Raw genomic sequence first — 13,243 nt, forward strand, 5'->3', positions numbered from 1 at the left:
ACGTCTTTGAAGCCGAGACTTCAGCTACACTGACCCAAGCAGCATAGCTAACCCCCGACGTGTCCACTTTCCGGGGGTCAGGCCCATGGTCGCCTCATTGTGCACCGGCACAAGGCCAACCGCGGGCTACAGATACACCACGCTAGCGGACGCAACCCGAACCGCTCCCACGCATCACGCCAGACCTTCACCGACTACGGGTACTTCTGGCCAAGCTCATAGGTTTCGAACGCATCTAAGCTGGCACGTGCGGTATCTTCGTTTGCGGCTGTGTAGATCGCACGTAGCGCGCTGGAGACGGGTTTTCGGTCCTGATAAGACCCCCACCGGTTCGCAGCTCGGATCAGGTGCACAATGCAGGTCTGCACCATGGAATTCGGCCAGGTTGCCTCCACTGCTTCTGGCAGGCCTCTAAGCCCGTCGCAGCAGACGATGAACACGTCCTGGACCCCGCGGTTGGCCAGATCTGCGCACACCGATGCCCAGAATGCGGCGCCTTCATTGTCCGCGATCCACAATCCCAGGATGTGCTTGATGCCGTCCATGTCGACACCAACCGCCATGTAGCACGCCTTGTTGACCACGCGGTGGCCGTTACGGATCTTCACGCGTAGCGCATCAATGAAGATTACTGGGTAGAACTCGTCGAGCTGGCGGTTGTGCCAGATCATGACCTCGTCCAAGACCGCATCGGTAATGGTGCTGATCGTATCCGGGCTCATATCCACCCCAAGGGTGGTGGCGAGATGATGGCAAATATCGCGCACGGTCATCCCACCGGCGTACAGCGAGACGATCATGTCGTCGAGCTCTGTGAGCCGGCGTGAGCCCCTTGGGCACCATGCGGGGAATAAACGTGCCGGCACGATCCCTGGGCACAGTTCCTTCCACCGCGCCGTATCCAGAATTGACGGTCTTGATGTACGACCCGTTGCGGTGGTTATTCTCCTGTGAGGTTTCGACCTGGGCTTTGGCGTTGCGGTCGGAATGGCCGTAGCCCAAATGGGCATCCATTTCCGCCTGCAGGCCAGCGTTGATCGATGCCTGTAACAGGCCTTTGACCAGGTCGCTGGCATTATCGGTGGACGTCGACAACTCGCCAATCAGCTTGGCGACCTCAGGGTTTTCCATCAGCTTCTCGCTGATCTCGTTGACCCTCGCCGGGTCATGGCTTTTCTTCGGTGACACCGTAGCCATTATCGGTGAAACTCCTTCTAGATCAGAGCCTCACACACAAACTTCCTGACACCCTCGCCAGGCCAGCCCTGGCATAACGGGTATGTCGAGTCTTTCCACAACCGAATGCGTGACCAACTCTTAGAAGACAACAGCATCGAGAATCTCGAACATGCACGGATGCTCGTGGCCCAGTGGTCGCAGCGGTACAATGACTTCCACCCGCATTCCTCGCTGGGCTACCTCAGCCCGCGGAAGTATGCGGAACAATGGAAACATGAAAACACGGTCAACGCTTAAACCAACTGGACCGAATTCTTAGGCCACCCCATGGTCACCGCGGCCAGAAAACTCGTCGCAGCAGCCGATAAGCCGGCACCACAGCCGTTGACACGCCAGCAGCGCCGCAGGCTAGCTCGTGAACAGAAAAAGACTTGCTAACCCCGGAAAATTTTACTATTCTCCGCACCTGCGAGGCCGTTAGATATATTCTTTTGCACTCAATGCTGAATAAACCCGGGCTACGAGTTTTTCGCATTCCTGGTGTTATCCTTCTCAATCTTTGCCAGGGTCACGGGCAAAGTAGAGATCATCCGCTTAACTGTCATCTCTTGACCAGCGTTGGCCAGGCCCTGAGATTCGAAAAGCATGAGCCGAACCCATTGTCGGGTAATCGGAGAGTCTTCAGGAGAAAGGACTTCCAGGAGATTCTCCAGGATCTCGTGGAAATCTTTATTTGAGAGGTCATTCTGAGACATGTACTGCGCCCTGCCTTTACCTGTGATAGACACTTTGCTATGAAAAGAATTTCTCGGGCCCGACCCCCGGAAAGTGGACACGGGGATTTAATCAAGATGCGATAGTAAGTGTAGCTGATTCGGCGGCTTCAAAGGCATTCGGCGAGCGGTCGCCACACCACGAGTGCAGCCGTTGGGTGTTGTACCGGATGCACCACTGGAACACATCCCGGTGGCACACCAGCTGACTGGCGAAAACAGGCTCGTCCTTCAGGATTTCCCGCTTCAACGAGGCGTTGAACGACTCCGCCAACGAGTTGTCCGCGCTCGTCCCGATCGTACCCATCGACTGGGTGACACCGAACCGCTCACATAACCTCCGGTACTGCTCAGAGGTATAAACACTGCCGTGATCCGAGTGAAAAATCGCCCCATTCAGGCTACCTCGGACCCCGTGAGCCATCATGAGGGCTTCTTCGACCAACTCGGTGCGCATGTGGTCGGCGATCGCGACACCGGTCAACTGCCGCGAATAGCAGTCGATAACGGTGGCCAGGTACATATTCGTCCCGTCCGCGATCGGCAGGTACGTGATATCGCCGACGTAGACCGTGTTCGGCTTGGCTGCGGTGAACCGGCGTTTCAACAGGTCCGGGAACTTCGGAACCCGTTTCGCAGACACGGTGGTCTTCACCCGGCGTTTCCTGGTGTAGCCGAACAGACCCATCTGCCGCATCAGCCGGGCCGTGCGCTTGTGATTGACCCGCTGCACAGCAACGCCGCCGGCAAAGGTGCCGTCGCTGGAGTTGATGGTCGCAGTCACACGTTTCGCCCCGTAGCAGCCGTTCTCGGCCGTGAACACGGCCTTGATCCTCGCTCCCAGCACCGGGTTAGCGACGAGGCGTCGCCGGCGGGCAGGGGCAGCCGATTTCCATGTGTAATACGAGGACCGGTTGATCTTCAGGACCTCACATAACCGCTTGACCTCGTAGAAGTCTCGGTGGTCGTCAACAAATCGGAAGCGGTTCACCAATTCGTCTCTTCCGCGAAATATTTAGCCGCCTTGCGTAGGATTTCTCGTTCCTCGCGGAGTGTGGCGTTTTCGCGTTCCAACACGCGGATGCGCTCGGTATCGGAGAGTCCTTCAGCCAGGGTGCGTGCGCTGTTGGCGGCGGCGACGGGGCTGGCGACTTTCTCGCCGTTGGCGTTGGTTTTGGTGCCGGTGCCGAAGGCGTCGAGCCAGGTGCGCAGAAAGTTGCGGTTGACTCCGAGATCGGAGGCGATCGCGTTGATCGTTGCTCCGGGAGTCGACTCGTACAACGAGACTGCGTCACGCTTGAACTGCTCGGTGTAGGTCTTGCGTGGCATGGTAGAAAGGTACCTCACTTCCCCAGCTAGATGCTGTTTTCAGCGTGTCCACCACCAAGGGATCAGGTCCGTATTTGCCGACGTCCACGCCAATGACGAAGTCATAGGCCATGGGTGTGTGCCTCCTAGCGATGAATTAGAAGTTGGACTATTTAAGCTTCATCGCTGGGGTTGTCGGACATACTTGCGCTGGCATCCACATTACTGTGAGACCTCATACCACCTAGGCTGGGTCAGGTTCCTATTAGCAGTTCGAGTATGTCACTGTCTTCGGTGGCATCACCCCCGGATCATTTTCAGACAGGGGCGGGAATAAGCCATACCGAAGCCAGCGACTAGTTCCACTGTCCTTTCAGACGGAAGGAACGGAAATAAACATAACCCGCCCAATCGGGTGGACAGACCATGAATCTTCGGCGCCCTGAGGTGGAGCTGCTAACAACGTAATGGGGAGGGGAGGGAGGTACTGGCCTAGCGGCGGAACTGGCGCTCCAGGGCGGCGAAGTGGGCCTCCATGTCCTGGCGGCGGTCCTCGTCGGCGCGGCGGGCCAGGTACTCGTCCGGCAGCATGCCGGTGCTCAGGTACAGGATGCGGGCGGCCACGTTGACGCAGTGGTCCGCGTAGCGTTCGTAGAAGCGCGAGAGCATGGCCAGGTCCACGGCCGAACGGGTGGAGTACTTCCACTCCCGCTGGGTCAGGATGGTGATCAGGTGGTGGTTGATATCGTCGACCGCGTCATCGTCGCTGGCCAGCTCCAGAGCCAGCTGGGGGGCCGGGTCGATTAGGGCGTTGCGGGTGCGCGAGCACATTTCGTCCACCAGGCGGGTGAGCTCTTCCAGGTACCCCATGAATTCCTCCGGAACCACGTGGTTGGGGTGGCGGCGCCGCGCGGACTTCGCGATGTGCTTGGCCAGCTGGCCCATGCGGTAGAGGTCCTCCACGATATAGATAGAGGAGACCACTTGGCGCAGGTCCTTGGCCATGGGGTTTTCCAGTGCCAGGAGGGATACGGCGCGTTCTTCGCACCGGGTGCGCAGCTCTTCTAGCTCGTCGGATAGGGACAAACCGTCTTCCGCCGGCTGCAGGGCAGCTGTCAGAAGTGCGCGCGAAGCCTGAGACATGATCGCCTGAACCGTGTCGCACATCAGGATCAGGTCGTGCGCGAAGTTATCTAACTTCTCTCTGTAGGCAATTCGCATGCCCAACAGTATAGTGCACGTATATTGGTGGCGCCCGTCAAGAACAAGTATTTTTCAATACCTCTATAGGTGTATACAAGCTGGGGGTTTAGCCGCCAGAGTTCATGATCTCCGCGCCGGCGGGCACCGCCTCATCTTCCGGGTCGTCCAGCCAGCCGTCGGGCAGCGCGACCTTAGCCGGCGAACCCTGACGTCCGCGGGGCCCGGAGGCGTCGTCGGCCCGGGCGTCAGAACCGGCCCAGGGGGCGAGCAGCTCGCGCAGATCCGGCAGGGAGTTCACCTTGGACAGCTGCGAGCGGACCTTGCCGCCGACTGGGAAACCGCGCAGGTACCACCCAATGTGTTTACGAATATCGCGGCTAGCGTGGGCCTCGCCGTCGTAGTGCGCGAGCAATTCCGCGTGCCGGTAGAGGATCCGCGTGACCTCCCCCAGGGTCGGTTCTTCGGGCACCGGCTCGCCGCGCAGGTGGGCGGAGAGTTCCGCGAAGAGCCAGGGGCGGCCCAGGCAGCCGCGGCCGACGACGACCCCGTCGCAGCCGGTGGCTTCCATCATCGCGGCGGCATCGGAGGCCTTGAAGATGTCGCCGTTGCCCAGCACTGGCACGCCGCTGTCGGCGAGGTGCTCCTTCAGGCGGGCGATCTCTGACCAGTCGGCCTGGCCGGAGTAGCGCTGGGCGGCGGTGCGCCCGTGCAGGGCCACGGCGGCCGCGCCCTCCTCGACGGCGATCCGGCCGGCGTCTAGGTGCGTGTGGTGTTCGCCGTCGATGCCGACACGCATCTTCACCGTGACCGGGATATCGGTGCCTTCCGTGGCCTTGACGGCGGCGGCGACGATATTGCCGAAGAGCCGGCGCTTGTACGGCAGGGCGGACCCGCCGCCGCGCCGGGTGACCTTCGGGACCGGGCAGCCGAAGTTCATGTCGATGTGGTCAGCCAGGTCCTCGTCCACGATTATCTTCGCGGCGCGGTAGGTGTATTCCGGATCCACGGTGTAGAGCTGCAGCGAGCGTGGATCCTCGTTCGGGGCGAAAGTTGTCATGTGCATGGTCTTCTCGTTGCGCTCGACTAGGGCGCGGGCGGTGACCATCTCGCAGACGTAGAGCCCTGCCACGGTGCCGGTGCGGGCGAGCTCCTGCTCGCGGCAGAGCGTGCGGAAAGCCACGTTCGTCACCCCGGCCATCGGGGCGAGGATGACGGGGGAGTTGAGGGAAATAGAACCAATGCGCAAAGTCACGTTTTACATTGTGGACTGCGGGCAGAAACGCTGGCAAACCGGGACGGCGGGTGTACCTTGTCTTCACAGTTTTGGCACTGTTGCGGAAAAGGTTGCAAATATTCGCTAATGTGGTGCGTGTAACTAAAACCGTGCGGCGTGCGTTACACTTGCGCGTCGCGACAATCACAGGAGGTAAAGACGTGACGGAGCGGATTGGGTATTACCAGGACCTCGTGGTCTCCGCCGAGGAGGCAGCCAAGTACGTTAACAACGGCGACCGGGTGGGCATTTCCGGCTTTACCGGTGCCGGTTACCCGAAGGCACTGCCGACCGCTATCGCTGAGAAGGCCACCAAGGCTCACGAGGCGGGCGAAGAGTTCAAGATTGACGTCTTCTCCGGCGCCTCCACCGCCCCGGACTGCGACGGCGTCCTCGCCGAGGCGGACGCCCTGCGCTTCCGTGCTCCGTACAACTCCGACCCGGTGCTGCGGAACAAGGCCAACTCCGGCGAGCTGCTCTACCAGGACGTCCACCTGTCCCACATGGGTCAGCAAGTCGAGGAGGGCTTCTACGGCGACTTCCAGGTTGCCATCATCGAGGTCGTCCGCATTACCGAGGACGGCAACATCGTGCCGTCGTCCGCCGTGGGTAACAACCTCGAGTACATCGAGGCCGCGGACAAGATCATCCTCGAGGTTAACGAGTGGCAGTCGCTGAACCTGGAGGGAATGCACGACATTTACCGTATCGAGAAGCTGCCGAACCGCCAGCCGATCCCGATTACCAAGGTCAGCGACCGCATCGGTGAGACCTACATCGAGGTCCCCAAGGACAAGGTCGTGGCCGTCGTTAAGACCAACGCCCCGGACCGCAACGCCCCCTTCAAGGCCCCGGACGAGACCTCCGAGAAGATCGCCGCGAACTTCATCGACTTCCTCGAGGGCGAGGTTGCCGCCGGCCGCCTGGCTTACGATCAGTTCATCATGCAGTCGGGCGTGGGTAACGTCCCGAACGCCGTGATGGCCGGCCTGCTGGATTCCAAGTTCGAAAACATCCAGGCTTACACCGAGGTCATCCAGGACGGCATGCTGGACCTCATCGACGCCGGCAAGATGACGGTCGCCTCTGCCACCTCCTTCGCGCTGTCCCCGGAGTACGCGGAGAAGATGAACGCCGAGGCCGACCGCTACGCCAAGCACATCGTGCTGCGCCCGCAGCAGGTCTCCAATCACCCGGAGGTCATCCGCCGCGTCGGCCTGATTTCCTCCAACGGCATGATCGAGGCTGATATCTACGGCAACATCAACTCCACCAACGTGGGCGGCACCCGCATCATGAACGGCACCGGTGGCTCCGGGGACTTCACCCGCAACGCGTACATCAGCACCTTCGTGTCCCCGTCGATCGCCAAGGACGGCAAGATCTCCGCCATCGTGCCTTTCGTGGCTCACACCGACCACACCGAGCACGACACCATGGTGATTATCACCGAGTACGGCGTGGCCGACCTGCGCGGCCTGGCCCCGCGCGAGCGCGCCGAGAAGGTCATCGCTGTGGCCCACCCGGAGTACCGCCCGGCCCTGGAGGAGTACTTCGAGCGTGCCAAGCAGGGTAAGTTCATTCACACCCCGCACGATCTGAAGTCCGCCTTCGACTTCCAGATTCGCTTCGCCGAGACCGGCGATATGCGTCCCCAGTAAGCGCACGATCGCTCATTAGGCAGTAAGTAGCCCCCTTGAACAGGGCCTTTGGGGCCAGTTCGGGGGCTATTTTCTTCCTGTTGTGGAGTCCTATTAGAATAAGGAGCGCATTGGGCCTTTAGCTCAGCTGGTAGAGCTACGGACTTTTAATCCGCAGGTCGAGGGTTCGAGCCCCTCAGGGCCCACGCATACGCCCGCTAACGCGCGCCACGGCGCCGTTAGCGGGTTCTTTTGTGTCTTGAAAGCATCGACCCTCAAAGCCTGTTGGGGAGGGCTGAGGCGCCGGCTGTGGGCTCCTAGCTCTTGACCATCTTCTTGATGGCGCGCATGGCCTCATCTAGCTTGTCCTGGGCGATGGTCCCGTCCGCGTTGCGGGCCCCGGCCACGCAGTGGGCGATGTGGTCCTCGAGGAGGGCGAGGGAGACGTTTTCCAGGGCGGAGGTCACCGCGGAGATCTGCGTGATGATGTCGATGCAGTACTGATCTTCGTCTACCATGCGGTGGATGCCGCGGGTTTGTCCCTCGATTTTGCGCAGCCTGGCCAGGTACTTCTTTTTCGACTCGGCGTCCGCGTTGTAGCCGTGTTTATGCGGTGCGTGGCACGAGCAGACTTCCTGATTTTCGGGCATAGCGGTGGTTTTTTCTCCGGGGTAGGGTGCGATTTTGTATTGAGTGATTCTTCCAGTATATTTTGAGAAGTCGCGCAAGGGAAAGCGAGAGTTTTCTGCCTTGACTACCGCGGCGCGCCCCCATCGTCTAGCGGCCTAGGACACTGCCCTTTCACGGCAGCGGCACGGGTTCGAATCCCGTTGGGGGTACGGAGAAGTTCCTATAATTTTAGGGTTCCTCTTCATTATGTACGTCTTAGACGTGCTGGCCCTGTGGCGCAGTTGGTTAGCGCGCCGCCCTGTCACGGCGGAGGTCGCGGGTTCAAGTCCCGTCAGGGTCGCCAAGGCTATTTCGGTAGTCTTCGGCCAGATAGCTCAGTCGGTAGAGCACACGCCTGAAAAGTGTGGGGTCGCCAGTTCGATCCTGGCTCTGGCCACCAGTAAGGCCCGTTTCCGTTCAAGGAAGCGGGCCTTTTTGGCATACTGGGGCCATGGATAATTACGCCGTTGCGGACCAGACCGACCGCTCCCAGTACGTCATCACCGTGGACGGCCAGGAGGCCGGCTACGCCCACTACGTGGATGATGCTGACGTGCGCGAATTCGACCACACGGTCATCCACCCTGACTTCCAGGGCCAGGGCTTGTCCAAGCCGTTGATTCAGGCCGCGCTGGATGATGCCCGGGAGGCCGGCAAGCGCGTGCGGCCGACGTGCTCCGCCGTGGCGCGCTTTATCGACAAAAATCCCGCCTACAAGCAGCTGCAGGCGGGGTATTAAAGAAGGGGCTAGTGGGGGAGAGCTAGGCGGCGGTTGCGAGCCCGTGTGAGGGGCGCTGCAGCGCTGTTGCGGCCCGGTTAGATGAAGTAGTCGGGGTCGACGAGCTTAATGCGCTCTTCGTGGCGCCGCGGCCGGTTCTTGGCCGGGATGCCGATGGCGCTGTGCTCCGGGGGTACGTCCTTGGTGACTACCGCGTTAGCGCCGACGGCGGAGCCGTGGCCGATAGTGATGGGGCCGAGTACCTTGGCGCCGGCGCCGATGACAACGTTGTCTTCGATGGTGGGGTGGCGCTTGGTCTGGGTGAGCACCTGGCCGCCGAGGGTAACCCCGTGGTAGAGCATTACGTCGTCGCCGATCTTGGCGGTCTCACCGATGACGATGCCCATGCCGTGGTCGATGAAGAAACGGCGGCCGATGGTGGCGCCGGGGTGGATCTCAATGCCGGTAAAGAAGCGGTTGATCTGCGCTAGGACGCGGGCCGGGCCCTTCAGGCCGCGCTTCCAGAGCCAGTGGGAGACGCGGTGGGCCCAAATGGCGTGCAGCCCCGAATAGACGATGGCGTTTTCGACGTCGCCGCGGGCAGCGGGATCGTGGTCACGGGCGTTAGCTAGGTCTTCGCGGATTCGGCTAAGGAAGTTCATATCCAAAGCGTACTAAAAACCGGTCGCTTAAAAGGAAAGAAAAAGTGCCTGCTTGGCTATACAAGGCTCAAGCAGGCACTTAACGCGTGAAATTAATCTTTGCGGATGTCCTCGTAGAGGATGGTGGAGACGTAGCGCTCACCGAAGTCGCAGACGACAGTGACGATGGTCTTGCCCTCGTTCTCCGGGCGCTGCGCCAGCTCCAGGGCTGCCTTCAGGTTGGCGCCGGTGGAGATACCACCCAGGATGCCGTCGGCGACGGCCAGCTTGCGGGAGGTCTCCACAGCGTCTTCGTTGCTAATGGCGATGACCTCGTCGACCACCTTGCGGTCCAGGACCTCCGGGATGAAGTTGGCGCCCAGGCCCTGGATCTTGTGCGGGCCGGCCTTGCCCTCAGACAGCAGCGGGGAAGCGGACGGTTCGACGGCCACGGCCTTCAGTTCCGGGTTCTTCTCCTTCAGGAAGCGGCCCGCGCCGGTGATGGTGCCGCCGGTGCCGACGCCCGCGACCAGGATATCGACGTCGCCGTCGGTGTCGTTCCAGATCTCCGGGCCGGTGGTGTTGTAGTGCACGGTCGGGTTGGCCTCGTTGGCGAACTGGCGGGCCAGGATGGCGCCTTCGTTCTGCTCAACAATCTCGTTGGCCTTGTCGACTGCGCCCTGCATGCCGGCGGCGCCCGGGGTCAGGACGATCTCGGCGCCGTAAGCGCGCAGCAGGACGCGGCGCTCGTTGGACATGGTCTCCGGCATGGTCAGGATGACCTTGTAGCCGCGAGCCGCGCCGACCAGGGCCAGGGCGATGCCGGTGTTGCCGGAGGTGGCTTCCACGATGGTGCCGCCCGGCTTGAGCTCGCCGGAGGCCTCGGCGGCGTCGACGATGGCCTGGCCGATACGGTCCTTGACCGAGTTGGCCGGGTTGAAGGACTCAACCTTAACGAGCACGTCGGCCTTCAGGCCCTCGGTCAGGCGGTTGACGCGAACCAGCGGGGTGCCGCCGATGGTCTCGAGAATGTTGTCGTAGATCTTTGCCATAGGTATTCGGGACTCCTTGTGCAGCTGTTTTCCGATTTACTTTTCCCACCCTACACTAGTTGTCTAGACCGACCAGTCCGCAAGAAATAGACCGAGTTTTATTCAGTTGGCCACCGCGCCTACCGCGGCGGTTGCCGCGGGGAGGGCGGCTACTTATACCAGCTGGAGCGCGCTGGTGCTTAGGGCTAACCCCGTCGTCTGTATTTTTAATAGGCGCCGGATTCGTGTTTTATGTGAGCGCTGATTTAGAATTACCCCCGCTAGCCCGTTACAGTTGGGAAACAGTGTTGTAATACACCCGTTCAAAAGGGGCACCCCTGGGTGCACCTTAATGGGTACCCCCGAGTAGGAGTACGTCTTGGAAGCGCACCGAATTAAAGATGACGACGAGGCCGTACGGGCCGCATTGTCTTCCTTGAAGACCGCCACTGGTATCCCGGTGACGATGTACGGCACCTTACTGCCGGATAATCGCCTGCAGATCACACAGTGGGTCGGCCTGCGCACCCCCGCCCTGCAGAACCTGACTATCGATGCCGGTGTCGGCGTCGGTGGCCGCGTCGTCAAGAGTCGCCGTGCGGTAGGCGTTTCGGATTACCTGCGCGCTAAGACCATCTCCCACGAAAACGACCGGCTCATCCAGGACGAGGGACTGCACTCCATCGTCGCCGTGCCGGTCATTGTCCAGCGCGAAATCCGCGGAGTGCTCTACGTCGGTGTGCACTCGCCGGTCCGCCTGGGCGACAAGGTCATCGAGGAAGTCACCATGACGGCTCGCTGCCTCGAGCAGGATCTGGCCGTGAACTCGGTGCTGCGCCGCACCGACGGGGGCAAGGGTGGTGCCGGCCGCAGCGGGCACGTCATGAACGGTGCGGAGTGGGAGCAGGTCCGTTCCACCCACTCGAAGCTGCGCATGCTGGCCAACCGCGTGGCCGAGGACGACATCCGCAAGGAACTCGAGACCCTGTGTGATCAGATGGTCTCGCCGGTCCGCGTCAAGCAGTCCACCAAGCTTTCTGCCCGCGAGCTCGACGTGCTCTCGTGTGTGGCCCTGGGGCATACGAACGTCGAGGCCGCCGAAGAAATGGGCATTGGCGCCGAAACCGTCAAGTCCTATCTGCGCTCTGTGATGCGTAAACTTGGCGCGCACACCCGCTACGAGGCGGTAAACGCCGCCCGCCGGATCGGCGCTCTGCCCTAAGACGCTGTAAGTTGGTCGGTGTGAAGGACCAATTTATTGTCACCGGTGGCGCCCGCCTGCAGGGTTCTGTGAGGGTCGACGGCGCCAAGAATAGTGTGCTGAAACTGATGGCGGCCGCCTTGCTTGCGGAGGGTCGCACGACGTTGACTAACTGTCCGGAGATTCTCGACGTACCTCTCATGAAGAAGGTTCTTGAGGGGCTGGGTTGCGAGGTTGCCATCAATGGCTCGGAAGTCACTATCGATACCCCGGATCAGCCGCGATCGGACGCCGACTTCGACGCCGTTCGGCAGTTCCGCGCCTCCGTCTGCGTCTTGGGCCCGCTGACCTCGCGCTGCGGCCGGGCAAAGGTCGCCCTCCCCGGAGGTGACGCCATCGGCTCCCGCCCCCTGGACATGCACCAGTCGGGTCTGGAGAAGATGGGTGCCAAAACCCGGATCGAGCACGGCGCCGTCGTCGCCGAGGCGCAGCGTCTCCACGGCGCTAAGATCAAGCTCGACTTCCCCTCGGTCGGCGCCACCGAGAACATCTTGACCGCCGCGGTGCTGGCGGAGGGGACCACGGTTTTAGATAACGCCGCGCGCGAGCCGGAGATCGTGGACCTGTGCAACATGCTCAACTCCATGGGCGCCCACATCAGCGGCGCGGGGACCTCGACCGTGACTATCGAGGGCGTGGACAAACTGCAGCCCACCGAGCACGAAGTCGTCGGCGACCGTATCGTCGCCGGCACCTGGGCCTACGCTGCGGCCATGACCCGCGGCGACCTGACCGTGGGCGGGATCGCCCCGAAGCACCTGCACCTGCCGCTGGAAAAGCTCAAGTCCGCCGGCGCCGACGTGGAAACCTACGAGACGGGCTTTAGGGTCCGTATGGATGGGCGCCCGAAGGCGGTCAATTTCAATACTCTGCCGTTCCCGGGCTTTCCTACCGACCTGCAGCCGATGGCCATTGGCCTGTCCGCGGTGGCCGAGGGCACGACGATGATCACCGAGAACGTCTTTGAATCCCGCTTCCGCTTTGTTGACGAGATGCTCCGCCTGGGTGCGGACGCACAAGTTGATGGGCACCACGTCATCGTCTGGGGACAAGAGCGGTTGTCCTCGACCCACGTCTGGAGCTCCGATATCCGCGCCGGCGCCGGCCTGGTATTGGCGGGGCTGTGCGCGGACGAGGTCTCCGTGGTCCACGATGTCTTCCACATCGACCGCGGCTATCCGAACTTCGTAGAGAACCTGAACCGACTGGGTGCTCAGGTGGAGCGGACCCAGGAAGAGAAGCGGTATTAGCTTACAAACTCTCATCCGTCGGCACCGGAAAGTACCGGTGACCGGCGGATTTGTATCTTTCTAGGACTGTGTGTAAATTAATCGCAGTCGCCGCGAGGTAGCCGAGAGGTTAACGGGCGGTGACGGTGTTTGACTTTATTTACGGTTGTGAGTAAGGTTGAATAAGCCGCTTTAGACAGTTGGTTGTTGCTGATTGTTGGGGCGTGCCAGTGATGTTTGGGAACTCAATAGTGTGCCAATGTACTTTTTGCATTTGTGTGGATGGTTGTGTTGGTGTGTGCCGGATGGCGCTTTCAG

Annotated in this window: 12 protein-coding genes, 4 tRNA genes and 1 pseudogene; 9 read left to right on the forward strand and 8 right to left on the reverse strand. The window is 61.2% G+C overall.

What is annotated here, in order from left to right; all coding sequences use genetic code 11:
* Positions 1–197: 197 nt before the first annotated feature.
* Positions 198–1,197: pseudogene (locus QQS52_RS11160) on the reverse strand (IS256 family transposase); the annotation flags it as partial.
* Positions 1,198–1,242: 45 nt separating this feature from the next.
* Here QQS52_RS11160 and QQS52_RS11165 point away from each other — a divergent pair.
* A complete protein-coding gene (locus tag QQS52_RS11165; protein WP_472773928.1) occupies positions 1,243–1,476 on the forward strand; it encodes an integrase core domain-containing protein in 234 nt (77 codons plus the stop codon).
* Positions 1,477–1,697: 221 nt separating this feature from the next.
* Here QQS52_RS11165 and QQS52_RS11170 read toward each other — a convergent pair whose 3' ends face one another.
* The 4 genes from QQS52_RS11170 to dusB form a co-directional block, all read right to left on the reverse strand.
* Complete coding sequence (locus tag QQS52_RS11170) at positions 1,698–1,934, reverse strand: hypothetical protein (protein ID WP_472773920.1); 237 nt, start codon at positions 1,932–1,934, stop codon at positions 1,698–1,700.
* A 91-nt stretch (positions 1,935–2,025) separates the two neighbouring features.
* Positions 2,026–3,281, reverse strand: a protein-coding gene (locus tag QQS52_RS11175) for an IS3 family transposase (RefSeq protein ID WP_472773921.1) whose coding sequence is annotated in 2 segments (ribosomal slippage) — positions 2,026–2,954 and positions 2,954–3,281 — 1,257 coding nt in all. Because the reading frame shifts where the segments join, the coding sequence is not laid out codon by codon here.
* A 471-nt stretch (positions 3,282–3,752) separates the two neighbouring features.
* Positions 3,753–4,481: a phosphate signaling complex protein PhoU gene (gene phoU, locus QQS52_RS11180; protein ID WP_070768605.1), complete on the reverse strand. Its 729-nt coding sequence runs from the start codon at positions 4,479–4,481 to the stop codon at positions 3,753–3,755.
* An 88-nt stretch (positions 4,482–4,569) separates the two neighbouring features.
* Complete coding sequence (gene dusB, locus QQS52_RS11185; protein ID WP_472773922.1) at positions 4,570–5,715, reverse strand: tRNA dihydrouridine synthase DusB; 1,146 nt, start codon at positions 5,713–5,715, stop codon at positions 4,570–4,572.
* A gap of 182 nt (positions 5,716–5,897) precedes the next feature.
* On the opposite strand from dusB, the gene QQS52_RS11190 reads away from it, so the two are divergent.
* Positions 5,898–7,397 carry an acetyl-CoA hydrolase/transferase family protein gene (locus tag QQS52_RS11190; protein ID WP_296206486.1) on the forward strand — a complete coding sequence of 500 codons (1,500 nt, stop codon included), beginning with the start codon at positions 5,898–5,900 and terminating at the stop codon, positions 7,395–7,397.
* Positions 7,398–7,509: 112 nt separating this feature from the next.
* Positions 7,510–7,582, forward strand: a tRNA-Lys gene (locus tag QQS52_RS11195).
* A 111-nt stretch (positions 7,583–7,693) separates the two neighbouring features.
* On the opposite strand, the gene QQS52_RS11200 is transcribed toward QQS52_RS11195, so the two are convergent.
* Entirely contained in the window at positions 7,694–8,026 is a 333-nt protein-coding gene (locus QQS52_RS11200; RefSeq protein WP_472773923.1) for a metal-sensitive transcriptional regulator, read from the reverse strand.
* 116 nt (positions 8,027–8,142) lie between these two features.
* On the opposite strand from QQS52_RS11200, the gene QQS52_RS11205 reads away from it, so the two are divergent.
* The 4 genes from QQS52_RS11205 (at position 8,143) to QQS52_RS11220 (ending at position 8,784) form a co-directional block, all read left to right on the forward strand.
* Positions 8,143–8,215 (forward strand) — tRNA-Glu (locus tag QQS52_RS11205).
* 57 nt (positions 8,216–8,272) lie between these two features.
* Positions 8,273–8,349: transfer RNA gene (locus tag QQS52_RS11210), tRNA-Asp, on the forward strand.
* Between the two features lie 20 nt (positions 8,350–8,369).
* Positions 8,370–8,445 (forward strand) — tRNA-Phe (locus tag QQS52_RS11215).
* Complete coding sequence (locus QQS52_RS11220) at positions 8,410–8,784, forward strand: GNAT family N-acetyltransferase (RefSeq protein WP_472773924.1); 375 nt, start codon at positions 8,410–8,412, stop codon at positions 8,782–8,784. The genes QQS52_RS11215 and QQS52_RS11220 overlap by 36 nt, the downstream gene beginning before the upstream one ends.
* A gap of 77 nt (positions 8,785–8,861) precedes the next feature.
* On the opposite strand, the gene epsC is transcribed toward QQS52_RS11220, so the two are convergent.
* A complete protein-coding gene (epsC, locus tag QQS52_RS11225; RefSeq protein WP_472773925.1) occupies positions 8,862–9,425 on the reverse strand; it encodes a serine O-acetyltransferase EpsC in 564 nt (187 codons plus the stop codon).
* 92 nt (positions 9,426–9,517) lie between these two features.
* Positions 9,518–10,456 (reverse strand): cysteine synthase A, encoded by a 939-nt coding sequence (gene cysK / locus QQS52_RS11230; protein ID WP_472773926.1) that lies wholly within the window; start codon positions 10,454–10,456, stop codon positions 9,518–9,520.
* Positions 10,457–10,814: 358 nt separating this feature from the next.
* On the opposite strand from cysK, the gene ramA reads away from it, so the two are divergent.
* Both ramA and murA read left to right on the forward strand, forming a co-directional pair.
* A complete protein-coding gene (gene ramA, locus QQS52_RS11235) occupies positions 10,815–11,657 on the forward strand; it encodes an acetate metabolism transcriptional regulator RamA (protein WP_070768598.1) in 843 nt (280 codons plus the stop codon).
* Positions 11,658–11,677: 20 nt separating this feature from the next.
* Positions 11,678–12,946 carry a UDP-N-acetylglucosamine 1-carboxyvinyltransferase gene (murA, locus tag QQS52_RS11240; protein WP_472773927.1) on the forward strand — a complete coding sequence of 423 codons (1,269 nt, stop codon included), beginning with the start codon at positions 11,678–11,680 and terminating at the stop codon, positions 12,944–12,946.
* Positions 12,947–13,243 lie beyond the last annotated feature (297 nt).

The sequence above is a fragment of the Corynebacterium sp. 1103A genome (assembly GCF_055700955.1).